This is a genomic window from Aeromicrobium sp. NPDC092404 (assembly GCF_040684095.1).
GTDB lineage: Bacteria > Actinomycetota > Actinomycetes > Propionibacteriales > Nocardioidaceae > Aeromicrobium.
In genome coordinates, this window is the sequence record NZ_JBFBFI010000002.1 from 293,949 (window position 1) to 319,121 (window position 25,173).

Below are 25,173 nucleotides of genomic sequence, written 5' to 3' on the forward strand. Positions count from 1 at the left end.
TGCAGGTTCGCACCGGCGTGTCGCCTGCAAGACGTCACGCTCAGCGGGGGTGGGATCAGGCGAGGGCCAGGTCGACGGCGGCCTGCACGTGCAGGAGCGTCGTCTGGAACGCCGGTACGGCGAGGTGCGACTGGTCGATCAGGAGCTCGATCTCGGTGCAGCCCAGGATGATGCCCTCGGCTCCGGAGGCGACGAGTCGCTCGACGACGTCGAGGTAGAACGTGCGCGACTCGTCCCGCACGACGTCGAGGCACAGCTCGTCGTAGATGATCTCGCTGACCCGCCGCCGGTCGTCGTCCGAGGGCACGAGCACCTCGATGCCGTGACCTGCGATGCGGTCACGATAGAACGCCTCGTTCATCGTAAAGGCCGTGCCCAGCAGCCCCACGCGACCCACCCCGGCGGCCGTGATCGCCGACGCCGTGGTGTCGGCGATGTGCACGAACGGCACCGTCACCGCCGCCTCGACCGGACCGGCGACGTGGTGCATCGTGTTGGTGCAGAGCACGATCAGCTCTGCACCAGCAGTCTCGAGCCGCGCGGCAGCCGCTGCCAGGCGTACGCCGACCTCGTCCCAGCGCCCAGCCAGCTTGAGCTCCTCGATCTCGGCGAAGTCGACCGACTCCAGCAGGATCCGGGCCGAGTGCAGGCCACCGAGCCGACGCGCGACCTCCTCGTTGGCGAGACGGTAGTACTCGGCCGTGCTGACCCAGCTCATCCCGCCGATGAACCCGATCGTGCGCATCAGCCGATCAGCTCCGTGACGAGGTCGCGCAGGATGCCGAAGCCGTTCTGCGTGAGGATCGACTCGGCGTGGAACTGCACCCCGCGATAGTGCGGACCGGCGACGAGGTGGATGTCGCCGGTGCCCGGATCGGTCTCGACCTCGACGCCGTCGGGCAGCCCCGACGACGGAACGCGCGCCACGAACGTGTTGTAGAAGCCGACGGTCTCGGGGCGGTCCAGCACCGTGAGCCGGCTCTGCGTGCCCTGGAAGACGATGTCCTTGAAAGCAAGGTCGAGGCCGATGGTGTGGCTCAGCACCTGGTGACCAAGACAAACAGCCAGAAAGGGTCGTTCTGCCTCCAACAGGCCGGCGACGAGCCCGTGCAGCACGGCCATCTTGGGGTCGGCGAGATCACGCGGGTCACCGGGTCCCGGCCCGACGACCACGAGGTCGTAGCCGTCGAGGTCACCCTCGGCGTAGACGTCGTGCCGGACGATGTCGGTCGTCATGCCGAGCACCCCGAACACGTGGGACAGCATGTTGACGAAGTCGTCCTCGCCGTCGACGATCACGACCCGCTTGCCGGTGAGCGTGGTCACCGGAGCGGCGCCGGACTGGTCGGTGAGCCAGAACTGGCTGAGTCGCTGGTTGCGCGACCCGAGGGCGATCAGCACCTCGTCCTCACGGGTGAACGCGTCGAAGCCCTCGACCGGCTCGGGTGCCGCGTCGACGAGGCCGAAGGCGCTGAGGATCCCGGAGGCCTTGGCCCACGTCTCCTTGGTCTCGTACATCGCGTCGGAGTCGCGCACGAGCGTCGCGCCGGCGGTGACCTTCAGGTTGCCGTCGAGGTCGACGTCAGCCGTACGGATGAGGATCGGCGCGTCGGCCCGGGGGTTGCCGTCGTCGTCGCGGCCGATCAGCGCTGCCACCGAGGCGTAGTAGCCGCGGCCCTCGGGCTCGTACTTCTTGATCAGCCGGCACGCGTTCTCGACCGGGCTGCCGGTGACCGTCGCCGCGAACATCGAGTCCCGCAGCACCTCGCGCACGTCCCGGTTGGTGCGGCCGGCGAGCAGGTACTCCGTGTGCACGAGGTGCGTCATCGGCTTGAGGTAGGGCCCCAGCACGAGCCCGCCCTCGTGACAGATGTCGCACATCATCTTGAGCTCTTCGTCGACGACCATGAAGAGCTCGTAGATCTCCTTCTCGTCCTGGAGGAAACGCAGCAGCTCGCGCTTGCGATCGGCATGCGTCTCGAGGCCGCGCATGCGGAACGTGCCGCTGATGGGGTTCATCCGCACCTGGCCGTCCTCGACGCTCACGTGCCGCTCGGGGCTCGCGCCGATCAGGTAGCGGTCGCCCGTGAAGATGCAGAACGTCCAGAACGCCCCCCGCTCGCGCTCCAGGAGCCGGCGGAAGACGGTCAGCGCTCCCGCGTGGCCCCAGTCGGCGACCTTGGCCCGGTAGTGCCGGCCGATCACGAGGTTGGCCCCCTCGCCCTGCCCGATCTCCTCGTCGATGATCGTCCGGACGAGATCAGCGTACGCGTCGTCGGTCGACTCGAACCCGCCGCGGTCGGCGAACTCGATCGGCTCGTCGGGCAGCAGGTCCAGCAGCTCGGTCAGCGGCATCTCGGCGCTGAAGGCCGCCTCGATCGCGCTCAACGGCGTGCCGTCCTGGTGGGCCTCGAAGCCGCGCTCGCGCACCTGGGCGTACGGCACCAGCACCACGTGGTCCCAACCAGCGTCGCTCCCCGGCACCAACGGGATGTCGGACAGCCGGTCGAGGTCGGTGCGGGGACCACCGATGAGCGTCACGGTGTCGGAGTCGCGGACGCGGATCAGGGCGAACGCCGGCTGGGCGAGCAGGTCGTCGAGCTGGGTCATGAAGGTTCCTTGGAGAAGTCTCGACCGGCCAAGACACAAAATGCCCAGAGCCGGCGAGGCGGTCTGGGCACGAGTCGACAGTCCACCTACAGGTGGAGCCACCAGCTGGCGGTCTGAGCTGTCATGGCACGAGCCTAGCGCAGGCGAGCGCAGGTCCCAGAGTCGGCGGCGGTCGTTCCCAAGCAAGTCGGCGTGAGTGACGACGACTGAAGCCCTCGAGGGTCTTCTGAGTCACCGTCACCCCGACCGCGATCGGTTGACGGCGATTTCCCGGCACTCTCGAGCCTCGCGTGGCATGATCAACCGCGACAGCGTGACAGGGGACACACTCATGAAGACATTCGTACGCATCGTTGCAGCCTTGCTGCTCGCCGGAACCGTGTCGTTGGTCGGCACCGGGACGGCCCAGGCGGCCACGCCGACGTGGGCGTCGGTCAGCACCGGCACCTCACACACGTGCGCCATCGCCACGACGGGGGCGTTGTACTGCTGGGGCTGGAACGAGTACGGCCAGCTCGGCATCATCGGCGACGACCGGGTCACTCCGAAGCAGGTCGGTACCTCGACCGGCTGGACCAGCGTCAGCGCGGGGTTCGGCCACACCTGCGCCCGCTACAAGACCGGATCGATCTACTGCTGGGGCTACAACCAGTTCGGCCAGCTCGGACTCGGCGACGACGACGACCGCGCCACCCCGAAGAAGGTCGGCACCTCGACCAGCTGGACCGCCGTCACCACCGGAGCCAACTTCACCTGCGCCCGGCACAAGACCGGATCGATCTACTGCTGGGGACTCAACAACAGCTATCAGCTCGGGCAGGGCCTCGGCGACGTCACCCAGCGGGAGGTCCCCACCAAGGTCGGCACCTCGACCGCCTGGGTCAGCCTCGACAGCGGTGACGGCCACACCTGCGCCCGCAAGAAGGTGGGGTCCCTCCACTGCTGGGGCTCCAACGGCTCCGGCCAGCTGGGCCAGAACGACGAGGCGACGCACTACGAGCCCGAGCAGGTCGGCAGCTCCACGAGCTGGGCGAGCGTCAGTGCCGGCGGCAACCACACCTGCGCCCGTCACGAGAGCGGATCGCTCTACTGCTGGGGATACAACGGTTCCGGTGAACTCGGGCTCAACGACAAGAACAAGCGCGACGTGCCGGTCAAGGTCGGGACGTCCAAGAGTTGGACCTCCGTCTCCTCAGGGCAGCAGCACACGTGCGCCCGCTACAGCACCGGGGCGCTCTACTGCTGGGGCTACAACGGGTTCGGGCAGCTGGGCCTCAACGACGACGACAACCGTGACGTGCCGACCAAGGTCGGCAGCTCCACCAGCTGGAAGAGCGTCAGCGGGGGCGGCAACCACACGTGTGCGCGGTACTCGACCGGGGCGCTGTACTGCGCTGGCTACAACGAGCGGGGCCAGCTCGGCAACGGCGACTTCGACCCGCGCGACACGCTGACCAAGGTCGGCTGACGCCGGGCATCGCACCAGGAGGACCACATGAGGAACGTCGTGCGTGCCGCGGCCGCGCTCGTGCTCGCCGCGGGCGTGTGCCTGGTCGGGATCGGCTCGGCATCGGCCGCGACCCCGCAGTGGCGCTCGGTCTCGGCGAGCACCAACCACACCTGCGCCATCTCGACCAGCAACGCGCTGTACTGCTGGGGCGACAACTCCGACGGCCAGCTCGGGTTGGGTGACAACGACGGCCACGACAAGCCGACGCGAGTCGGCTCGTCCAGCAGCTGGACCAGCGTCGGCACCGGCTACAACAGCACCTGCGCGCGGCACGCGAGCGGATCGCTCTACTGCTGGGGCAACAACGCCGACGGCCAGCTGGGTCTCGGCGACCAGGACGAACGTGATCGGCCCACGAAGGTCGGGACGTCGACGAGCTGGACCGCTGTGGCCATGGGCGAGGCTCACACCTGCGCACGCCACACGTCGGGCTCGCTCTACTGCTGGGGCCTCAACAGCGACGGCGAGCTCGGCGTGGGCGATCAGGACGGCCGCCTGAAGCCCACCAAGGTCGGCACGTCCTCGAGCTGGGTCAGCGTCGCGGCGGGCAGCTACCACACCTGCGCGACGAGCACGTCGGGCTCGCTCTACTGCTGGGGCTATGGTGGCGACGGCCAGCTCGGGCTGGGCAACACGGACAGCCGGAAGAAGCCGACACGGGTCGGCTCGTCCAGCAGCTGGGAGCGTGTCGACGTCGGGGGCCGGTTCAGCTGCGCCGGGCACAGCTCCGGCTCGCTCTACTGCTGGGGTGACAACCAGATCGGTCAGGTCGGCATCGGGTTCGGCCTGATCGCGCACACCCCCAAGAAGGTCGGCACCTCGACGAGCTGGACCAAGACCGGTCTTGGCGACTATCACAGCTGCGCGATCCGCTCTGCCGGGTCGCTCTACTGCTGGGGCTACAACGAGTACTCCCAGCTCGGGCTCGGAGACGGGTCAGCCCGCGACGTGCCGACGAGGGTCGGTGCCTCCACGAGCTGGCGGTCGGTCAGCGCCGGGACCCTGCACACGTGCGCCGTTCACGCCTCGGGTGCCCTCTACTGCTGGGGCAACAACGAGCACGGCAAGCTCGGCACCGGCGACACCGACATCCGACTGAAGCCGACCCGCATCGGCTGACGCTGAGCGGTGCCCGGGTCGGTCCTCGTGCTGACCCGGGCACTGCCATGCTGGCGACATGGAGATTGATGTCGACCTGATCCGTCGCGACCTCGCTCAGATCGTCAACATCCCGAGCGTCGGCGGCTCCGACGCCGAGGTCGCCGTTCAGCGGTGGTGCGCAGCGACGCTGACGGGTCTCGGGCTGGATGTCGACCAGTGGACGCTTGACCTGGACGAGCTGCGAGCTGACCCGGACTACCCGGGCGAGGAGGTCGACCGTGCTGAGGCCCTCGGCTGCGTGGGCGTCAGCGGTCCCGGCACACCGGCCCTGATCCTCAACGGCCACGTCGACGTCGTGCCGCCCGGGGACGCCGAGACCTGGGCCAACGCCGACCCGTGGCTCCTCCGTGAGAAGGACGGGACCTGGTACGGCCGCGGCGTCTGCGACATGAAGGGCGGAGTCGTCGCGATCATCGCGGCGGCCCGCGCCGTCAGCGGCATCGAGCTGGCGCGGCCATTCGCGATCCACACCGTGATCGGCGAGGAGGACGGCGGCCTCGGGACGTACGCCACCCTGCGGCGCGGTCACGTGGGGGACGCGTGCGTCATCGCCGAACCGACTGCCGGTGAGGTGGTGGCTGCCAACGCCGGCTCGCTCACGTTCCGGATCGAGGTCGTCGGACGGGCGACCCACGGCTCGATGCGAGCCACCGGGCACAGCGCGATCACGGCGTTCGAGCTCCTGCATCGCGCGCTCGCCGAGCTCGAGGCCGTACGCAATGCCGCTCCCCCGCATCCGTTCGGCGAGCTGCCGTGGCCGATCAGCGTCGGGGTCCTGCACGCGGGCGACTGGGCCAGCACCGTCCCGGACCTGTTGGTCGCCGAAGGTCGGTACGGCGTGATGCCTGGCGAGTCGTTCGCCGACGCCAAGGCCGCGTTCGAGAACGCGCTCGCCACTGCGGCGGCGCGCGACCCGTGGCTCGCGGACAACCCGCCGACGGTCACGTGGCCCGGTGGCCACTTCGCGGCGGGCCGCCTCCCGGAGGGCGACGCTTTCGGACCTCAGGTCGTCGACGCGGTGATCGCCGCCGGGGAGCCACCACCGTACCTCACGGGCGCGCCCTATGGCTCGGACCTGCGCCAGTACGCGGCGGCGGGCATCCCGACGGTGCAGTACGGGCCGGGTCGCATCGCCGACGCGCACGCCGTCGACGAGCGCGTCGCGATCGACGAGGTCGTCGCCTGCGCACGGGCGTACGCCGAGCTGGTCCTGGCCCGTTGCCGCTAGCGCGGTGACGTCGTGATCGGCGCGAAGTCGGCGACCTCGATGATGCCGCCGGGCTGGAAGCTGACCGGCTGCAGCCCGACCGGCCTGCCGTCGGCGAACGTCACGATCGTCACCTGGGCCTCACGGCGCAGCTTGCTGCCCAGCGCGAACGCGTAGACCGCGCCACCGGTCGAGCCCGTCGTCATGGTCGTGGTCGTCCGGCCGTTGGCACCGGCCACGGTGGTCGGCCCGACCTGCCGGTGGAGATGGCCGGACAGGACGAGGTCGGCGCACCCGGACGCCGCCGCACGGGTCGCCGACGAGGGCGAGTGGACGGCGATGACGCTCACGTCCCCGTCGTCGCAGGTCGCTTTCTGGAGCTGCTCGTCCTGCTGCTTCAGCGACATCGAGTTGGCGGAGGGATCGCCGCTGTAGCCGGCTGTGAGGCCCGAGCTGCGCGGGTCGCTGCTGCCGATGAACCGGACGCCACCGACCGTCACGGGCTCGCCGTCGAGCACCGTGAAGCCCTTGTCCTCCATCTGCTTGCGGACCGTCGGCCCGGTGTCGTGGTTGCCCGCTACGGCCACGACGTCGAAGCCGCGGAACTCCCGCGCCAACGAGTTGATGCTGAACGTCTCCCAGCTCCCGCCGTTGGACGTGTCGTCGCCGAGGTCGATCAGCAGGCGTGCGCCGGCGCGCTCGGCGATGGCGCGAGCCACCGGGTCCATGCCGATGTTGTCGTGCCGGTCGGTCACCACCAGGGCAGTCGTCTCGCCCTCAGCCGGCGTACGCACCTCGGCCGACGCAGCGTTGACGGCCAGCCGACCGTAGAACGACACCGAGGTGCGATAGGTCGCCAGCGCGCCCTCGACGAGCGCGCGGCTCCCCTGGGTGGACGCACCCTGGGCGATCTCGACCTTGTCGAGCACCTGGTCCGACGGCAGCTCGGGGAACACTGCTCCGATCGGCTGCCACGCCGTCTCGTCCGAGCGCGGGCGATCGGGCGCAGCGACCAGCACCAGCGCTGCGACCGTGACCAGCCCGACCCCGACAGCGCCCAGGACCTGGGCACCACGTGGGTGCCGGGCGCTCGCCAGGATCGCGCGACGCCGCGTACGTCCGATGGCTCGCCATGCCAGGACCGCCACGAGGACGGCGAGCAGTGCGGCGCCCGCGGCCCGCATCGCGGCATCGATCAACATCGACACGACCGTCGAGCGGACGGAGGCGATCTCGCCCTGCGGCTGCGCCGCGATCGCGGCGTCCTGGGCGACGAGCTGGTCGAGATCTGTGATCTCGCTGTCACCCAGGCGGATGTCGACGCCCAGCCCCAGGGGTGCCTCCGCCGGCACCCTGATCTGCGGGATCAGCGTGCCGAAGTCGATCCGAGCATGGCCGGTGAAGGTCGGCTGCACCGTTGCGTCGTGCGCCCCGATCACGACCTCGCGCTCACTGTGCACGAACGTCGAGTAGCCGGTCGGCAGCGCCACGCCCACCGCCAGGAGGACGAGCAGGAGGACCTTGAGAGCCCGGGTCATGAGACCCGCGACAACCAGCGGTCCGTCGTGCCGATCGTCGTCAGCAGCTGCGTCGCGCGCGTCAGGACGACGTAGAGGGTACGCCAACCGGCGCTGGACTCGTCGGTGATGCCGTCAGGCTCGACCACGACGACCCCGTCGAACTCCAGACCCTTGGTGTCGAGACCGTCGAGCAGGCGGAGCCGGTCGGGATGCTGATCCAGCAGGCCGGCCAGGTCATCGCCGAGGTCGGCGAGCCGGGCGGTCGGTGCGACGATCGCGACGGTGCCCTCGACCCGGTCGAGGATCTGCTCGGCGGCGCGGTGGACGCCCTCGACGAGCTCACCTGCGGCGACCGTGCGGTGCGCCGGCTGCTCGCCCGTGCGACGTACGGCGTCGGCGAGGTCGGGGTGTGGGACGGCGATCGCCGCGACCTTGGCCGCGAGGTCGTAGATCTCGGCGGAGTTGCGGTAGTTGGTGGAGAGCCGGAAGGCGTGCTCGGGCTTGCCCTCGAGGGCCGCCTTGCGCGCCACGGCCGACTCCTTGGGGTGCGGCCACGAGGACTGCGCCTCGTCGCCGACGATCGTCCAGCTCGCGTAGCGCCCGCGACGGCCGAGCATCCGCCACTGCATCGGAGACAGGTCCTGAGCCTCGTCGACCAGCACGTGGGCGAAGCCGTCGTCCTCGATGCTCTGGGTCGAGCGGAAGCGGTCGTTGCGCACCTCACGCTCACGCCGCTCGAAGCTCATGAGCTGCTTGGGCACGTCCTCGTCGTCACCGTTGGCGACCGGCACCTCGCCGATGACGTAGCGCAGCTCGTCGATCAGCGGCACGTCCTCGATGCTGGGCTCGCCGATCTCCCACGACGCCTTGAGCGCTGCGAGCTCGTCGGCACTGAATGCACCGCGGGCGAGCTCGTCGATGAGCTCGGGCAACGTGCGCCACACGTCGATGGGCTCGACCGGCGGCCACCAGTCCTCGACGAAGTCGACGAATCGGTCGTCGGTCGTGACGGTCTCGACGAACTCCTCCTCGCCCTTCTCGAGCGCTCGCTCGCCCTCGACCTGCGCCCACAGCGCGTCGACCAGCGCGGCCGGAGCCTTGACGTAGGCGCGGTTGCGCTTGCCACCCGACAGCAGGTTGCGGCGGATGCGCTCGAGCTGATGGCCGTCGAGCCGAAGGACATCGTCCTTGTAGAAGTAGCGGAGCTCGGTGGGCGATCCCGGCGCCGGCGCTGCTGCCGCCCGGGAGAGGAACGCCGTCATGCGCGACGAGCCCTTGGCCGCCGCGGCGACCGGCTCGTCATGGCGCGCGGCGCGCAGACCGTCGACGACCTCGCCGAGCGACCGAAGCGTCACGCTGGTCTCACCGAGGCTCGGCAGCACGCGCTCGATGTAGTTCATGAACACCGTCGAGGGTCCGACGACGAGCACGCCACCGGACTCGAAGCGGCGACGGTCGGTGTAGAGCAGGTAGGCCGCGCGGTGCAGCGCGACGACCGTCTTGCCGGTGCCCGGGCCACCGCCGATCGTGGTGGCGCCGCGGCTGGGGGCGCGGATCGCCTCGTCCTGCTCCTTCTGGATCGTTGCGACGACGGAGTGCATCGAGCTGTCGCGCGCTCGGGTCAGGCTCGCGAGCAGGGCGCCCTCGCCGATGACGACCAGGTCGTCGGGGGCGTTGTCGGCGTCGAGGAGGTCGTCCTCGATGCCGATGACCGTGTCGTTGGCGCAGCGCAGGACCCTGCGGCGTACGACACCGGCCGGTTCCTGCGCCGTGGCCTGGTAGAAGATCGCGGCAGCCGGCGCCCGCCAGTCGATGAGCATGATCTCGCGATCGGCGTCGCGCACGCCGATGCGGCCGATGTAGCGCGACTCGCCGTCGAGCATGTTGAGGCGACCGAACACGAGGCCGTCATGAGCCGCGTTGAGCGCGGAGAGCCGGAGCGAGGCCTGGTAGACCATGGCGTCCCGCTCGACGAGACCACCTTCGTTGCCCACGTGGCCACGCGCCATCCCCTCGACGACGAGGGACTGCGCGACCTTGGCGGACGCGTCGAGACGCTCGTACACGGAGTCGACATAGGCCTGCTCCGCGTCGATCTCGCGCTGTTCCGCGTTGTTCGAGCTCACCAGACTCCTTTTTCGCCCTAGAGAACTCACAAGTCTATTGCGTCGTCGAAATATTCCGCAGGCAGTTGTCCGGTGTGCGGGCACGCGTCGCGACCGGTTGACCGACTTGGCGCAGCGCCCGGCGTGGCACTCCCGGATTGCTCGGCGCGAACCCGGGCGACAGGTCATACTGGGGCCCTGGACCCGGCGTGAGGAAGACGATGGCAGGCGGCTGGCGCGTGACGGCACGAATGGTGGCGACCGCCGTCGCTGCCGCAGCGGTATCCCGGGCAGCTGAGTCGATGCGCAGGCTGGTCGCTGAGGCTGCTCCGGCACCTGAGCTCGAACGTCCGGCAGCGCCCGGCCCGCCTCGTGCGCCCGCACGATTGACGGTCGTGGCACCGACGCCGGAGACCTCGCCAGGTGAGGACCGCATCATCGCCGCGCAGGCCGGCCCGCCTCACGAGTTCGGCCCGATCCCCCTCGTCGCGCCGTCGCACGGCATCGGGTTCAGGTCCGAGCCGCGGCGCCGCGAGCCGGCCGCCGAGATGCCGGTCATCTCGCGCCCCTCGAGCGACGAGCCCCACGACCGCGAGTCCGTCGCCCCCGCCGCGCCCGTCATCATGCCCAAGTCCGTACGCACGGCGGCCGCCTTCGTGCAGGACCTCGACGAGGATCCTGAGCAGGATCCCGAGGTTCCGGCGGCAGAAGCCGAGACCGCTGACGTCGAGGGGCCGGCACAGCACGACCGCGACGACGAGCCGGAGTCCGACGACGATCGGGACGAGGGAGAGACCGGGCAGGAGCAGCACAGCCCGGTCGTCGAGCTGGAGCCGCTGCGTTCACTGCACCTGACGACGCCCGCCGACGACGAGCCGGACCTCGAGCCGCCCCCGCTGGACAACGACCTCGTGGATCCCGTCGAGGTCGAGCCGGAACCCGAGCCCGAACCCGAGCCGGAACCCGAGCCCGAATTCGAGCCCGAGCCCGAGCCAGAGGCACCTCCGGTTGCCGAGAAGCCCCGCGAGAAGAACACGAAGGACAAGCGCAGGGCCGCCAAGCAGAAGCCCGAGAAGAAGGGCAAGCACCGCCGCCACACCGCAGCGATCAGTGGAACGGTCCAGAGCTCGCGCGGCCGCGGGCTGCGCGGCATGCAGGTCACGGTGCTGGACGACAAGGAACGCGCGGTCGCCACGGCGGTCTCGGGCACCGGTGGCGCGTTCGTCGTCGAGGAGCTTCCGGCCGGCACCTACCGGCTGGTCGCGGACGACGAGGCTGACGGCGACTTCGCACCGGGATGGCACGGCGGGCGGTCCTTCGCCAAGGCCGACACGATCAAGGTCAAGCACGGCAAGACTCGCCGCAAGGTCGGCGTGACGCTCGTGTCGACGGCCTCGATCGATCTCGACGTCGACGTCCGCAAGAAGAAGGCCGTCGTCGACGTCACCGTGACCGAGCGCGCGACCGGCGCCCCTGCGACCGGGTCGGTCACGGTCTCGACCAAGCTGTTCAGCACCGAGCTCCCCCTCACCGACGGCGGCACCGCGATCACGCTGTTCGGCTCGGCCAAGGGCTCACCGGCGTTGAGCAAGAAGGTCACGGTCGACTACTCGGGCGACAAGCACATCCGCCCGGGTTCAGCGCGAGCCAAGCTGCGCTGACTCAGGCCGGGTCGAGGATCCGCTTGAGGAACTGCCTCGTACGCTCCTCGCGCGGGTCCGCGATGACCTGGGCACTGGGTCCGCGCTCGACGACGGCACCCTCGTCGAGGAACAGCACCTGGTCGGCCACGTGCTCGGCGAAGCGGATCTCGTGCGTGACGAGCACCGTGGTCCAGCCCTCTGCTGCCAGGTCCTTGATGACCGACAGCACCTCGCCGACGAGCTCGGGGTCGAGCGCCGACGTGGGCTCGTCGAAGAGCATGACGCGGGGCTTCAGTGCCAGGGCCCGGGCGATGCCGACCCGCTGCTGCTGACCGCCCGAGAGCTGGAACGGGTGCTGGTCGATCTTGTCGCTGAGTCCGACCTGCTCGAGCAGCGCCCTGGCGTCAGCGACGGCCTCCTCGAGCGGGCGCTTCTGCACCTGGACCGGTCCCTCGATGACGTTCTGCAGCACGGTCTTGTGGGGGAACAGGTTGTGTGCCTGGAACACCATGCCGCTCTGCGCCCGCAGCTCAGCCACCTGTTGCCTGACGGAGGAACCCTTCTCGGGCAACGTGCCGAAGTCGACCTCGACGTCGTCGATGCGGATCGTGCCGGCGTCCGGCCGCTCGAGGACGTTGAGCGACCGCAGGATCGTGGTCTTGCCCGAGCCCGAGGGGCCGATCAGGACCGTCGTGCTGCCGGCGGCGACGTCGAGGTCGATGCCGCGGAGCACGTGGTTGTCGCCGAACGACTTCTGGATGCCCCTCGCGCGTACGCGGAGGTTGCCCATGTCGCTGCTGGTCTGCTGCATGTCGGTCATCTGGCCACGAACCTGTTCAGTCGGGTCTCGAGTCTGCCTTGGATCGTGGAGAGGCCCACGCACATGACCCAGTAGTAGAGCGCCGCCACGCAGTAGAGGGGGAGGTACGCGTTGCTGTTGGCGGCGGCGAACTGGGCCTGGCGGGTCAACTCGGTCACGGTGACGACCGCGAGCAGCGAGGTGTCCTTGAGCAACGAGATCAAGGTGTTCGACAGCGGGGGAACCGCGGTCCGGGCGGCCTGGGGGAAGATGATGCGCCGATGGGTCTGCCAATAGCCCATGCCGACCGTCGACGCCGCCTCGAACTGGCCCTTGGGAACCGACAGGATCGCCGATCGGACCACCTCGGCCGCGTAGCCGCCCACGTTGAGGCTCAGGGCCAGGATCGCCGAGGTCCACGGCGAGAACTTGATGCCGATCTCGGGCAGGCCGAGGAAGATGATGAAGAGCTGCACGAGCAGCGGCGTGCCTCGGATGATCGAGATGTACGCCTTCGCGATCGCGCTGAGGACGCGGTTGCCGGAGATCCTGGCCAGGGCCGCCCCCACCGCGAGGACCAGCCCGAACGCGAAGCTGATGAACGTGATCGGGATCGTGACGAGCAGGGCCTTCCTGAGCATCGGCCAGGCCGCGTCCTGGATGACCTCGGTGTCGCTGCGCACCGCCCGGCCGCCGGACACGTCGACGTCGCCCGCGTTCTCGACCGTGACGTCGGTCTTGAAGTACTTCTCCGAGATCTTGGCGAGCGTGCCGTCGGCCTTGAGCTCGGCCAACGCCTTGTTGGACTCCTCGAGCAGCGGGTCGCCCTTGCGGAACGCCAGGACCTGCTCGCTGACCTCGTCGCCGGCGTTGCCGACGATCTCGATGTCGTCCTTGCCGGTCGTGTTGAGGTAGTCGAGCGCCGCGATGTTGTCGTTGATCAGCAGGTCGGCCCGCCCCTGCACCACGAGGGCGGCGGCCTGCGAGAACCCCTCGACGGCCTGGATCTTGGCGCCGGCCTTGCGAGCCACGTCCGCCCAGCTCGTGGTGATCGACTCAGCGGCGGTCTTGCCCTTGATGTCGGCGAGGGTCTTGATGCCCTTGGTGCCCTTCTTGACCACGATGACGCCGCGCGAGTAGGTGTACGTCGTGCCGAGGCCGTACTTGGCGTCGCGCTCGGGGTTGAAGGTGACCTGGTTGGCGATGACGTCGATGCGGTCGGCCTCGAGCGCGGTGAAGATCGCGTCGAACGTCGTCTCGACGAACTCGAGACGCCACCCGGCCTTCTTGGCGACGGCCTTGATGACCTCGATGTCGAAGCCCGTGAGCTCGTCGGTCTCGGCGTCGTGGAACGAGAACGGCGGATAGACACCTTCGGTGCCCACGCGCACGACGGGCCGATCGTCGCCGGCCTGTGTCAGGTGCGTCGCGGCAGCGGTGGCGCTGCCGGGCAGCACGATCATCCCCACGAACGCCAGGACGAGCACCCTCACGGCATGGCGCATTGCGTCTCCTCTGTGGTGGTCCACCGAGGGTTTCCCCGATAGACGTGACAGTAGCCCTGATTCAGCCGGCCTGCCGATGTCTCGCAGGGCGGACTCGAGGCGGGCGTCCTCGGCGAGCACCGAGACAGACCAGGTGCAGCTGGGTCTGACCGACGGGCTAGCCCTTCTTGGCGAGGAACGCGCTCATGGCCTCACGGGCCTCGTCGCTGCCGAACAGCTCGGCCGACGTCGCCGCGACCTCGTCACCGAAGGCGTCGATGCGGGCCACCAGGTCGCGGTTGAGGATGCGCTTGCTCTCGCGCAGGCCTTGCGGGTAGGCCTTGCAGAGGTCGGTGAGCACCCGTGCGACCTCGGCCTCGAGTTCCGCGTCGGGGACGGCACGGGTGACGAGGCCGACCTCCGCGGCCTCTGCTGCGTCGAACTTGCGTGCGGTGAGGAACAGGTCGGCCGCCGCGCGATCGCTGAAGCGCGGGATGAGGCTGAGGGAGATGATCGCCGCCGCGAGTCCCAGACGTACCTCCGTCAGCTGGAACGTCACCGACTCGGCCGCGATGACGAGGTCCGCGGCACCGACGATGCCGAGACCGCCGGCGCGTACGGGGCCCCCGAGCTCGACGACGACCGGCTTGGCAGCGGTGGCGATCTGCCGCTGCAGGGCGACGATCGCCGCGGCGCCCTCGGCCATGCCGCCGCTGATCGCCTCGGTCATGTCGGCTCCGGAGCAGAACACCGGACCGGCCGAGCGGACGAGGATCGCCTTGACGGCTGGATCGGCGTCCGCCGTCGCGAGGTGGGCGGCGAGCTCGGTGACGAGCTGCCGGCTCAGGGCGTTGCGGTTGGCCTCGCTGTCGAGCGAGACGGTGGCCACCTGCTCGGCCACCTCGAGGTGCACCAGCTCGGTCATGGGTCTCCTTCCGCTCCGCTGGGAGTGACGTTCTGCAGGCTGCGACCGGCGTGTCGCCGGCAGAAGGTCACGCTCAGCGGGGGTTGCTAGTAGGACTTGGGGAGGCCCAGGGAGAACTGGGCGATGAAGTTGAGCACCATCTCCTTGCTGACCGGTGCGATGCGCGACAGGCGCGAGCCGGCGAGCATCTGCACCAGACCGTACTCGTTGGCCAGGCCGTTGCCGCCGTGCGTCTGGATCGCGCGGTCGACGGCGTTGCACACGGCCTCGCCCGCGGCGTACTTCGCCATGTTCGCGGCCTCGCCCGCACCCATGAAGTCGCCGGCGACGTAGAGCGCTGCCGCCTTCTGGGTCATGAGCCTGGCCATCTCGATCTCGATGAACGTCTGCGCCAACGGGTGCGCGATCGCCTGGTGCGAGCCGATCGGCGCCTTCCAGACCTGGCGCTGCTTGGCGTACTCGCACGCCTTGGCCAACGCGAGGCGCGCCGTGCCGGTCGCGAACGCGGCGCCCATGATGCGCTCGGGGTTGAGCCCGGCGAACAGCTGGTCGATGCCGGCGTCCTCGCTGCCGATCAGGGTGTCGGCGGGCACGCGGACGTCGTCGAAGAACAGCGTGAACTGCTTCTCCGGCGACGTGATCCCCATGTCGATCTCCTGATGGGTGAAGCCCTCGGCGTCGGTCGGCACGAGGAACAGCGCGGGCTTGAGCTTGCCGGTGCGGGCGTCCTCGGTGCGGGCGACGACCAGCACGTGGCTGGCCTCGTCGACGCCGGAGATGTACGTCTTGGTGCCCTTCAGGCGCCAGCCGTCGTCCTCCCGGTAGGCCGTCGTGATGATCTGGTGCGAGTTCGACCCGGCGTCGGGCTCGGTGATCGAGAACGCGAACGTCGAGGTGCCGTCGGCGAGACCGGGCAGCCAGCGCTCCTTCTGCTCCTGGGTCCCGTACTGGGCGATGATCGTGCCGACGATCGCCGGCGACACGACCATCAGCAGCAGCGGGCTCCCGGCCGCGGCGAGCTCCTCGCAGACCGCTGCCAGGTCACCGATGTCGCCACCGCCGCCGCCGAACTCCTCGGGGACCGCGACTCCGAGATAGCCGAGCTTGCCGGCCTCGTCCCAGAGCTCGGTGGTCTTGCGGCCCTCCTGCGCAGCCTTCTCGAAGTAGTCGCGCCCGTACTTCGCGCCGAGGTCGGCCACGGCCTTGCGGAGCGCCAGACGTTCGTCAGACTCGGTGAAGCTGTTCATGACTCTTCCCCCACTTCGTTCGTTGAGCTCGCCGCGATGACGGCGAGGACGGCGCCGGACTCGACCTGCGCGCCGGGCGCGACCGAGAGTCCGGACACGACGCCGTCGGTCGGCGCCGTGATGGTGTGCTGCATCTTCATGGCCTCGAGGACGACCACGACATCGCCCTTGGTGACGTGCTGCCCGTCGGCGACGGCGACGCTGATGACCGAGGCGGGCATCGGCGCGAGGAGGGACCCCTCGGCCACGACGTCCGCCGGGTTCACGAACGTCGGCACGGGGGTCAGCGTCAGAGAGCCTTGGGGCCCGTCGACGTCGACCCAGCTCTCACCCACCGCGACTCCGTACGTCTGGAGGATGCCGTCGTCGTCGACCACGACCCGCGTCGGCGAGGCCTCGACGACGGTCACGCCGTCGAGGTCGTGCTGCGCGAGACCCGCGGAGTAGGAGACCGTGATGTCGCCGACGTACGTGCGGGTGCGGGGCTGGCTCGGGACGTTGCGGAACGCGGTGGGGATGCGGCTCAGCACCTTCGCGTTCGCCGTGGCCGTGCTCGCTTCGGCGAGAGCCGCCGCGAGTGCCATCAGGCGGACGGCCCGGTCGTCGAGCCGCGGCTGCGACCACTCGGTGAGCCGCTCGTCGAGCAGCGCCGTGTGCACGCGTGCGGCGACGAACTCCTCGTCGGCGAGGATCGAGCGCAGGAAGTCGAGGTTGGTCGAGACGCCGTGGATGCGGGTGCGCCGGAGGGCGTCGCCCAGCTTGCGGACAGCCGTCGCTCGATCGGCCCCGTGCGCGACGACCTTGGCGATCATCGCGTCGTAGTGGATGCCGACGACCGATCCCGCCTCGACCCCCGCGTCGACGCGCACGCCGGCCGGGACCTCGAACGTACGGACCGTGCCGGTCTGGGGCTGCCAGTCGTCGGCCGGGTCCTCGGCATAGAGCCGCACCTCGACCGCATGGCCGTGCGGACCTGCGGGCTCGTCCCCGAGCTGGGCGCCCTCGGCGACCCGGACCTGCTCGGCGACCAGATCGACGCCGAACACCTCCTCGGTGACGGGGTGCTCGACCTGGAGCCGGGTGTTCATCTCGAGGAACCAGACCGTGCCGGTGTCGAGGTGCGCGTCGGCGACGAGGAACTCCACGGTGCCGGCGCCGACGTAGTCGACGGCCTTGACCGCTGCCCGAGCCGCGTCGTGCAGCGTCGCGCGCACGGGATCGCTGACCGCCGGCGCGGGAGCCTCCTCGACGACCTTCTGGTGTCGACGCTGGATCGAGCAGTCCCGGTCGCCGACGACCCAGCAGGTGCCATGGGTGTCGGCCATGACCTGCACCTCGATGTGGCGCGCGGTCGGCAGGTAGGGCTCGACGAACACCGTGGCGTCGCCGAACGTCGAGAGCGCCTCGGCGCCGGCCGCCGCGAGCTCGCCCTCGAGGTCGGCAGCATCCGTGACGACCCGCATGCCGCGGCCGCCGCCGCCCGCGGAGGCCTTGACCAGCAGCGGGAAGTCGTCAGGCGTCGCCGTCGACGGGTCGACCTCGAGGATCGGCACGCCGCCTGCGGCCATGAGCTCCTTGGCCCGGATCTTGGAACCCATGGCGTCGATCGTCTCGGGCGCCGGCCCGATCCAGGTCAGACCGGCCTCGACGACGCTGCGGGCGAACTCGGCGTTCTCGGACAGGAAGCCGTAGCCGGGATGGATCGCATCGGCTCCGGCCTTGAGTGCTGCCGCGACGACGAGGTCCCCGCGCAGGTAGGTGTCGGCCGGGGAGCTGCCGGGCAGCCGCACGGCGACGTCGGCCTCGGCGACGAAGGGCGCCCCGGCATCGGCGTCGGAGTGCACCGCGACGGTCGTGATGCCCAGCTCGCGGCACGTGCGGAAGACCCGGCGGGCGATCTCCCCCCGGTTCGCGACGAGGATGGACGTGATCATGGGCGGAACACTCCGTATCCCTTGGCGCCCTCGACGGGGCGGGTGTTGATGGCGCTCAGGCAGATGCCGAGGATCGTGCGAGTGTCACGTGGGTCGATCACCCCGTCGTCGTAGAGCATCCCGGACGTGAAGTAGGCCAGGGACTCCTTCTCGATCTGCTCCTCGACGAAGGCACGCATCGCCTTGTCGCCCTCCTCGTCGTACGGCTGGCCCTTCGCCTCGGCGGCGCCGCGCGCCACGATCGAGATGACGCCGGCGAGCTGGGCCGGACCCATGACGGCGGACTTGGCGTTGGGCCAGCTGAACATGAACCGCGGGTCGTACGCCCGGCCGCTCATGCCGTAGTGCCCGGCACCGTAGGACGCGCCGATCACGACCGACAGGTGCGGGACGGTCGAGTTGGACACCGCGTTGATCATCTGCGCGCCGTGCTTGATGATGCCGCCCTGCTCGTACTCCGCACCGACCATGTAGCCCGTCGTGTTGTGCAGGAACAGCAGGGGCGTGTCGGTCTGGTTGGCGAGCTGGATGAACTGCGTCGCCTTCTGCGCCTCCTCGCTGAACAGCACGCCCTGAGCGTTGGCAAGGATGCCGATCGGGTGGCCGTGCAGCTGGGCGAAGCCCGTCACGAGGGACGAGCCGTAGAGCGGCTTGAACTCGTCGAACTCCGACCCGTCGACGATGCGGGCGATGACCTCGCGCGGGTCGAACGGGATCTTGAGGTCGGTCGGCACGATGCCAAGCAGCTCCTCAGGGTCGAGCACGGGCTCGGCGTACGTCGGCGCCGGCGTGGCTCCGCGCTTGCGCCAGTTGAGCCGCCGGACGATCGACCGCCCGATGCGGATGGCGTCGAGCTCGTCGACGGCGAGGTAGTCGGCCAGTCCGGACGTGCGGGCGTGCATCTCCGCCCCGCCCAGCGACTCGTCGTCGGACTCCTCGCCCGTCGCCATCTTGACCAGCGGGGGCCCGCCGAGGAACACCTTGGCGCCCTCCTTGACCATGACGACGTAGTCGCTCATGCCGGGGACGTACGCACCGCCGGCCGTCGAGTTGCCGAACACCAGGGCGACGGTCGGCCGACGGTCGGCGCTGGCGCGGGTGATGCCGCGGAACGAGCCGCCGCCGGGGATGAAGATGTCCTTCTGGGTCGGCAGGTCAGCGCCACCGGACTCGACCAGGTTGATCGTCGGCAGGCCGCACTCGTGGGCGATCTGCGCCGCGCGATGGCCCTTCTTGAGGGTGCTCGGGTTGGTCGAGCCGCCCTTCACCGTCGGGTCGTTGGCCACGATCATGCACTCGACGCCCTCGACCACGCCGATGCCCGTCACGAGCGAGGCGCCGACGGCGAAGTCGGTGCCCCACGCCGCCAGGGTCGACAGCTCGAGGAACGGCGAGTCGGGATCGACCAACAGCTCGATGCGCTCGCGCGCCGTCAGCTTGCCGCGGGCATGGTGGCGCTCGACGTAGCGCTCGCCGCCGCCGGCCAGCGCCGCGGCGTGCTGCTCCGCGAGGTCGGCGAGTCGCTCGAGCATGAGGGCTCGGTTGGTCTCGTACGTTGCCGACGTGGTGTCGACCTGGGTCGTGGTCATGAAGCCTTCCCGATCGTGAGGTCGAGTGAGAGGTCGAGGTGGCGGGCGTGACGGTCGGCGGCTGCGCGCAGCAGCGCCTGAGCTGGGGGTTCTGCATCGACGAGCAGCGTGATCTCCACGGCGACGTTGCTGCGCTTCACGGTCGCCTGCCAGGCGCCCAGGACGAATCCGTCGATCGCGACGACGTGCCGGTGGAAGAATCCTTCGGGCGGCTCGACATCGAAGGCGGCCGCGAGGGTCGAGCGGTCGCGATAGGCGATGAAGTACTCGTCGTAGTTGGGGAGCAGGTGGGCGCTGGCACCGGCGTCCGTCGCGTCGTCTTGGTCGAGCGCCCAGTACGTACGACCGTCGAGCTCCTCGTGCGACGCGCCCGAGTCGGCCAGGGCACGGCTCGCCTCGGCCTTGGTCAGCCCTGACCACCAGGCGAGGTCCTCGACGAGGGCCGGGCCGTGGCCGGCGAGGTAGCGGGCGGCGAGCATCGCGGCAGCCTCGTCGCGATCGACCGCCGCGGCGCTCGGCAGCCGGTCCGCCGCGAGCGCGTACGTGTGCTGCTTGCCTTGCATGGCTCCGCTGACGATCACCCCGTCGATCTCAGCGCTCATCAGGATGTAGCCCATCCGCACGCCGTCCTCGCCGAGCCGCTTCCCGAGCTCGGTGCGGGTCAGGTGCGCGCCATCGGCCAGTGCAGCGACGAGCGCCTCGGTCGTCCGGCCACGGGTGGCCTCGTCGAGATCCAGCTTGGTGTACATCGAGGTGTTGGCGACATGGACCCGGTGCGCGGTCGCGGCCATCAGCCACGGCAGGTCCTCGGCGCGCACGACGTGCCACGTCGGCCGCATGACGTGCGTCCGGACGAGATGGCCTGCGGCACAGGCGGCGTCGACGTCGGAGCGAGTGCATTCGGCGGTCCGCTGGCCGATGGCCCAGGCAGCGCCGGCGTAGTCCTGGGCCTGCACCGCGCACAGCCGCCAGACGACCTGCTCGGGCGACCCGGCGGGCTCACCGACGAGGTGCTGGTTGCGGAGACGGCGCTGGCGGATCGACATCAGTACCCCAGCAGCTTCGCGGCCAGGTCGTTGAGGACCTCGGTGGCCCCGCCGCCGATGCCGAGGATGCGGGCATCACGGTAGTGCCGATCGATCTCCGACTCGCGCATGTAGCCCATGCCGCCGAAGATCTGGACGGCTTCGGACACGACCCACTCGCACGCCTCGACCGCTTGGTTCTTGGCCAGCACCGCATCGAGGATCACAGCCGGATCCGTGGCGTCACCGGCGACCGCCCGCTCGACCGCCTGGCGGGTCAGGGCCCGCGCGGCCGACGTGCGGCGGTGCATGTCGACGAGCTTGTGCCGGACGACCTGGCGCGCGATGAGCGGCTTGCCGAACGTCTCGCGCTCCCGGGCGTACGCCACGGCGAGATCGAGCGAGCGCTGCGCCGTCGAGTACGCCTGCACCGCCAGGCTCAGCCGCTCGCTGACGAACTGCTGCATCACCAGGACGAACCCGCCGTCGACCTCGCCCACGACGTGGGCTGCCGGGACGCGGACGCCGTCGAAGCTCAGCTCGGCGGTGTCGGAGCAGTGCCAGCCCATCTTCTTGAGCGGCCGCGCGACCGCGAACCCCGGCGTGCCCTTGTCGATGACCAGCAGGCTGATGCCGCCGTAGCCCTCGCCACCCGTGCGCACCGCCGTCGTCACGAAGTCGGCACGGACGCCCGAGGTGATGAACGTCTTGGCGCCCTCGACCACGAAGTCGTCACCGTCGCGGACCGCCTTGGTCCGGATGTTGGCGACGTCCGACCCGCCACCGGGCTCGGTGATGCCGAGCGAGCCGATGAGCTCCCCGGCGAGCGTCGGGCGGACGTAGCGGTCGATCAGGTCGGTGTTCGCGGACGCGACGATGTGCGGGAGCGCGATGCCGTGGGTGAACAGGGCCGCGATCAGCCCCGTCGAGCCGCCGGCCTGCAGCATCGCCTCGGTGACGATCGCCGAGTCGATCAGGTCGCCGCCCTGTCCACCGACGTCCTCGGGGAACGCGACACCGAGCAGCCCTGCCTCCGCGGCCTTGCGGTGCAGCTCGCGGGGCACCTCGCCGGCGTCCTCCCAGGCAGGGAGGTGCGGGACGACCTCCTTCTCGGTGAAGGAGGTGACCATCTCGCGCAGCGCCCGGCGCTCGGGAGTGTCCCAGGCGTTCACAGCGCCGCCTCGGCCACCGCGGCGGGCAGCAGGGTTGCCGGGATGGCGCAGTCACGCGCCCGCAACCACTCGCCGACTGCCTTGGCTTGGGGGTCGAGACGGGTCGACGACGCCACGCCCTCGCCCAGCAGTCCGTGGATCACGACGTTGACCGCCGCGAGGTTGGGCAGGGGGTGGATCTCGATGTCGAGCGTCGCCGCCTCGCGAAGCAGCTCGCGCACCGTGGCCTCGTCGAGGAAGCTCACGAGCCAGGCATAGGCGTCGTCACGGGCCGGATGATCGGCGGGGATCCACACCCCGATGTTGGCGTCGCCGCCCTTGTCGCCCGATCGCGCGTACACCAGCCGGCCGAGGGGTGTCCGGACGGTCTGGGCGATCCAGTCCCGCAGCTCGTCGGTCCGTGAGCCGGCCGAAGGGACGTCGGACGTCCTGGCGTCGGCCTCGAGGGCCGGCGGTGGAGCGATGTCCTCGCGGCGGCCGTCGGCGTGCACGACGACGTGCGGCACCTTGGTCTGCGGGACGTACGCCGGCCGGTAGATGCCGTACGGGGTGCCGGCCGCGGGCGGCCGGGAGACGCTGAAGCCGGGATAGGACGCCAGGGCCAGCTGGATCGCGGCGTCGCTGAAGGCGCGACCGACCGGGTCGGGCGAGGCGCTCTTGACGTGGCAGCGCAGCAGCGCAGTCCCCTGCGCCTGGGTCGCTGGATCAGCGGTGTCCGTGCGGTCGAGCTGCCAGTCGACCGTCTCGGGGACGGTACCGGCGGCCAGGGCGCTCTCCATCTGTCGCTGGATGAGCTCGGCCTTCTCGGCGATGTCGAGCCCGGTCAGCAGGAACTCGACGCTGTTGCGGAAGCCGCCGAACGCGTTGAGGCACACCTTGGTGGTCTCCGGCGGCGGAGCACCCACGACGCCGCTGATGGCCACCCGGTCCGGACCGTCCTGGGTCAGCGTCATGGTGTCGAGGCGGGTCGAGACGTCAGGGCCCAGGTAGACCGGGCCGCCGATCTCGTAGACCAGCTGCGCCGTGACGGTGTCGACCGTGACCGCGCCGCCCGTCCCGGCGTGCTTGGTGATGACGGCCGAGCCGTCCTCGCCGATCTCCGCGATCGGAAAGCCCAAAGCGGTCGACATGTCGACATTCGTGAATCCCGCGAAGTTGCCGCCGGTCGCCTGCGTGCCGCACTCGATCACGTGGCCGGCCACCACCGCGCCGGCCAGCCGGTCGAGGTCGTCCCGCCCCCAGCCGAAGTGCGCGATCGCCGGGCCGACGACCACCGAGGCGTCGGTGACGCGCCCGGTGACCACCACGTCGGCCCCTCCCTTCAGGGCCGACGCGATCCCGAAGGCGCCGAGGTAGGCGTTCGCCGTCATGACGTCGCCGAAGCCGAGCTCGCCGGCACGGGCGAGCAGGTCGTCACCCTCGATGTGCGCGATCGAGACGTCCAGGTCCTGCGACGCGGCGATCTCCCGCAGCTTGTCCGCGAGGCCGGCCGGGTTCAGCCCGCCGGCGTTGGCGACGATGCGAACGCCGTTGCTCTTCGCCAGTGCCATCGAGTCGGTCATCTGCCGGACGAAGGTCCTGGCGTAGCCTAAGGACTCGTCCTTCATGCGGTCGCGTCCGAGGATCAGCATCGTGAGCTCGGCGAGGTAGTCACCGGTCAGGTAGTCCAGGTCACCACCCTCGAGCATCTCGCGCATCGCCGAGATCCGGTCGCCGTAGTAGCCAGAGCAGTTGCCGACACGGATCATCGGTCGGCCAGCCTCACCGGGTCGGCGCCCGGCAGACCCGCGAACGCCTGCACGATCGTCAGCCAGTGCGCCGCGTCGGCGCCCTCGGCCCGGACGTCGACGTCGTCGGGATGGCGGCGACGAGTGGCCAGCAGTGCGAAGTCGTAGCCCGAGCCGGTCACTCGCTGCTCCGCGTCCTCGGGTCCCCAGGTCCACAGGTCACCATCGGGACCGGTCAGCTCGACCCGCACCTCGGACTCGGGCAGCTGCTCGCCGCGGACGAGGTGGGCGTAGCCACGAGCGCGTACGCCGATGTGGCACACGTGCTTGGCCCGCGAGGTCTGCGGGATCTCGAGCCCGAGCGCCTCCCCCACGTCGTGGCTGTGGGCCCAGGTCTCCATGATCCGCGCCGTGGCCATCGACGCAGGGCTCATGGGTGGACCGAACCAGGGGATCTTCTCGCCATCCGGCACGCTGCGCAGGGCGGCGTCGAGCGCGACCCGGCCCTCGCGCCACATGGCGAGCAGCTCCTCTGGCGGCAGCAGCGCCATCTCCTCGGCGCCCTCGTCGACATATCCCTCGGGGTTCTCGGCCGCGAGCTTCATGCCGCGCCCGAACTCGTCCTGGTCGGTGATCGCGGCAAGCGACGCGGCGTCGGTCCAGTGGAGGTGGCCGATCTGGTGGGCCACGGTCCAGCCCTCGGGGGTGGTCACCGTCGCCCACCCGTCGGCATTGAGGCCCGACACCCAGGTGTCGAGCTGCAGGCTCTCGTCGGCGAGATCGGCGAGGATGCCCTCGAGGATCGTGGTCGTGCCGCTCATGTCGTCTCCAGCTCGTGGTCGAGGACGATCGCCCACGAGTCGAGCACGGCGGCTCGACGGGCGGCGTCGTCACTAAGGGACGCCGCGAGGCCGAGGCCACGCAGCAGGTCGAGGGTGGCCTGGACCAGGCGGCGGTTGTCGCCCCGGCCCTCGTCGATCGACAGCAGCTCCACGGCGTAGGCGTGGGTCTCGCGTCCGACCCGACGCTCCAGCGGTGCCACCTCGGCGCGGAGGTCGGCATCCGTGCGCGCCGCGACCCACAGCTCGAGCGCTGCGAAGAACACCGGCGACACGAACTGCTGGCTGAGGATCTCCAGGACGGCCCGCGTGCGACCGGTGACCGGCAGCTCGGCCGCTGCCGCGCGCATGTCCTCACGGCGGCGCTCGGTCAGGTGGCCGACGGCCGCGACCACGAGATCCTGCTTGCTCGGGAAGTGGTGGAGCTGCGCGCCGCGGCTGACGCCGGCCCGCTGGCTCACGACAGTCGTGGTCGTGCCCGCCCAGCCCAGCTCGACGAGGCACTCCACGGTCGCCTCCATGAGCCGCAGCCGCATGGCCCGCGTGCGCTCGCCCTGGGGCGTACGCGTCGTGGTGCCGGAGTCCGTCGTCACGGACCCAGCATGCGGGACGCCTACACAAACAGTCAAGCCTGATTGTTATTGATGAGAACTCTCTCACCCGTCCTTCACGTCCA

At 70.1% G+C, this 25,173-nt stretch carries 19 protein-coding genes; 4 read left to right on the forward strand and 15 right to left on the reverse strand.

Annotation, left to right across the window (positions count from 1 at the left end; translation table 11 throughout):
* Positions 1-55: 55 nt before the first annotated feature.
* Positions 56-745, reverse strand: a complete 690-nt coding sequence (locus tag AB0N22_RS11815) for an aspartate/glutamate racemase family protein (RefSeq protein WP_364640076.1) — start codon at positions 743-745, stop codon at positions 56-58.
* A complete protein-coding gene (locus AB0N22_RS11820) occupies positions 745-2,610 on the reverse strand; it encodes an anthranilate synthase family protein (protein WP_364640079.1) in 1,866 nt (621 codons plus the stop codon). The genes AB0N22_RS11815 and AB0N22_RS11820 overlap by 1 nt, the downstream gene beginning before the upstream one ends.
* A gap of 331 nt (positions 2,611-2,941) precedes the next feature.
* On the opposite strand from AB0N22_RS11820, the gene AB0N22_RS11825 reads away from it, so the two are divergent.
* From AB0N22_RS11825 to AB0N22_RS11835, 3 genes are read left to right on the forward strand one after another with little or no spacing between them, the layout of a single operon-like run.
* Complete coding sequence (locus AB0N22_RS11825) at positions 2,942-4,078, forward strand: hypothetical protein (RefSeq protein ID WP_364640082.1); 1,137 nt, start codon at positions 2,942-2,944, stop codon at positions 4,076-4,078.
* Between the two features lie 27 nt (positions 4,079-4,105).
* Complete coding sequence (locus AB0N22_RS11830; protein WP_364640084.1) at positions 4,106-5,239, forward strand: hypothetical protein; 1,134 nt, start codon at positions 4,106-4,108, stop codon at positions 5,237-5,239.
* Positions 5,240-5,297: 58 nt separating this feature from the next.
* Positions 5,298-6,509 carry an ArgE/DapE family deacylase gene (locus AB0N22_RS11835; protein ID WP_364640087.1) on the forward strand — a complete coding sequence of 404 codons (1,212 nt, stop codon included), beginning with the start codon at positions 5,298-5,300 and terminating at the stop codon, positions 6,507-6,509.
* On the opposite strand, the gene AB0N22_RS11840 is transcribed toward AB0N22_RS11835, so the two are convergent.
* Complete coding sequence (locus AB0N22_RS11840) at positions 6,506-8,026, reverse strand: metallophosphoesterase family protein (RefSeq protein ID WP_364640090.1); 1,521 nt, start codon at positions 8,024-8,026, stop codon at positions 6,506-6,508. The genes AB0N22_RS11835 and AB0N22_RS11840 overlap by 4 nt on opposite strands.
* A complete protein-coding gene (locus AB0N22_RS11845) occupies positions 8,023-10,134 on the reverse strand; it encodes an AAA family ATPase (protein WP_364640093.1) in 2,112 nt (703 codons plus the stop codon). The genes AB0N22_RS11840 and AB0N22_RS11845 overlap by 4 nt, the downstream gene beginning before the upstream one ends.
* 374 nt (positions 10,135-10,508) lie before the next feature.
* On the opposite strand from AB0N22_RS11845, the gene AB0N22_RS11850 reads away from it, so the two are divergent.
* Positions 10,509-11,774 carry a carboxypeptidase-like regulatory domain-containing protein gene (locus AB0N22_RS11850; protein WP_364640096.1) on the forward strand — a complete coding sequence of 422 codons (1,266 nt, stop codon included), beginning with the start codon at positions 10,509-10,511 and terminating at the stop codon, positions 11,772-11,774.
* 1 nt (position 11,775) lies between these two features.
* Here the strand turns inward: AB0N22_RS11850 and AB0N22_RS11855 are convergent, their stop codons facing one another.
* The 11 genes from AB0N22_RS11855 to AB0N22_RS11905 all read right to left on the reverse strand — a co-directional run bounded on the left by AB0N22_RS11855 (position 11,776) and on the right by AB0N22_RS11905 (position 25,090).
* The gene (locus AB0N22_RS11855; RefSeq protein WP_364642740.1) at positions 11,776-12,567 is read right to left on the reverse strand and encodes an amino acid ABC transporter ATP-binding protein; all 792 of its coding nucleotides are present in this window, start codon (positions 12,565-12,567) and stop codon (positions 11,776-11,778) included.
* A 5-nt stretch (positions 12,568-12,572) separates the two neighbouring features.
* Positions 12,573-14,060, reverse strand: coding sequence for an ABC transporter substrate-binding protein/permease (locus tag AB0N22_RS11860; protein ID WP_364640099.1), 1,488 nt, complete (start codon positions 14,058-14,060; stop codon positions 12,573-12,575).
* 157 nt (positions 14,061-14,217) lie between these two features.
* Positions 14,218-14,964: an enoyl-CoA hydratase-related protein gene (locus tag AB0N22_RS11865; RefSeq protein ID WP_364640102.1), complete on the reverse strand. Its 747-nt coding sequence runs from the start codon at positions 14,962-14,964 to the stop codon at positions 14,218-14,220.
* Between the two features lie 86 nt (positions 14,965-15,050).
* Positions 15,051-16,211: an acyl-CoA dehydrogenase family protein gene (locus tag AB0N22_RS11870; protein ID WP_364640104.1), complete on the reverse strand. Its 1,161-nt coding sequence runs from the start codon at positions 16,209-16,211 to the stop codon at positions 15,051-15,053.
* Entirely contained in the window at positions 16,208-18,145 is a 1,938-nt protein-coding gene (locus tag AB0N22_RS11875; RefSeq protein ID WP_364640107.1) for a biotin carboxylase N-terminal domain-containing protein, read from the reverse strand. The genes AB0N22_RS11870 and AB0N22_RS11875 overlap by 4 nt, the downstream gene beginning before the upstream one ends.
* Positions 18,142-19,734 carry a carboxyl transferase domain-containing protein gene (locus tag AB0N22_RS11880; RefSeq protein WP_364640109.1) on the reverse strand — a complete coding sequence of 531 codons (1,593 nt, stop codon included), beginning with the start codon at positions 19,732-19,734 and terminating at the stop codon, positions 18,142-18,144. Before AB0N22_RS11880 ends, AB0N22_RS11875 begins: the two co-directional genes overlap by 4 nt.
* A complete protein-coding gene (locus AB0N22_RS11885; RefSeq protein WP_364640111.1) occupies positions 19,731-20,780 on the reverse strand; it encodes a winged helix DNA-binding domain-containing protein in 1,050 nt (349 codons plus the stop codon). The genes AB0N22_RS11880 and AB0N22_RS11885 overlap by 4 nt, the downstream gene beginning before the upstream one ends.
* Positions 20,780-21,931, reverse strand: coding sequence for an acyl-CoA dehydrogenase family protein (locus AB0N22_RS11890; protein ID WP_364640114.1), 1,152 nt, complete (start codon positions 21,929-21,931; stop codon positions 20,780-20,782). The genes AB0N22_RS11885 and AB0N22_RS11890 overlap by 1 nt, the downstream gene beginning before the upstream one ends.
* Positions 21,928-23,679 (reverse strand): acyclic terpene utilization AtuA family protein, encoded by a 1,752-nt coding sequence (locus AB0N22_RS11895; protein WP_364640117.1) that lies wholly within the window; start codon positions 23,677-23,679, stop codon positions 21,928-21,930. The genes AB0N22_RS11890 and AB0N22_RS11895 overlap by 4 nt, the downstream gene beginning before the upstream one ends.
* Positions 23,676-24,479, reverse strand: coding sequence for a TIGR03084 family metal-binding protein (locus AB0N22_RS11900; protein ID WP_364640120.1), 804 nt, complete (start codon positions 24,477-24,479; stop codon positions 23,676-23,678). Before AB0N22_RS11900 ends, AB0N22_RS11895 begins: the two co-directional genes overlap by 4 nt.
* The gene (locus AB0N22_RS11905; RefSeq protein WP_364640123.1) at positions 24,476-25,090 is read right to left on the reverse strand and encodes a TetR/AcrR family transcriptional regulator; all 615 of its coding nucleotides are present in this window, start codon (positions 25,088-25,090) and stop codon (positions 24,476-24,478) included. Before AB0N22_RS11905 ends, AB0N22_RS11900 begins: the two co-directional genes overlap by 4 nt.
* Positions 25,091-25,173: the final 83 nt, after the last annotated feature.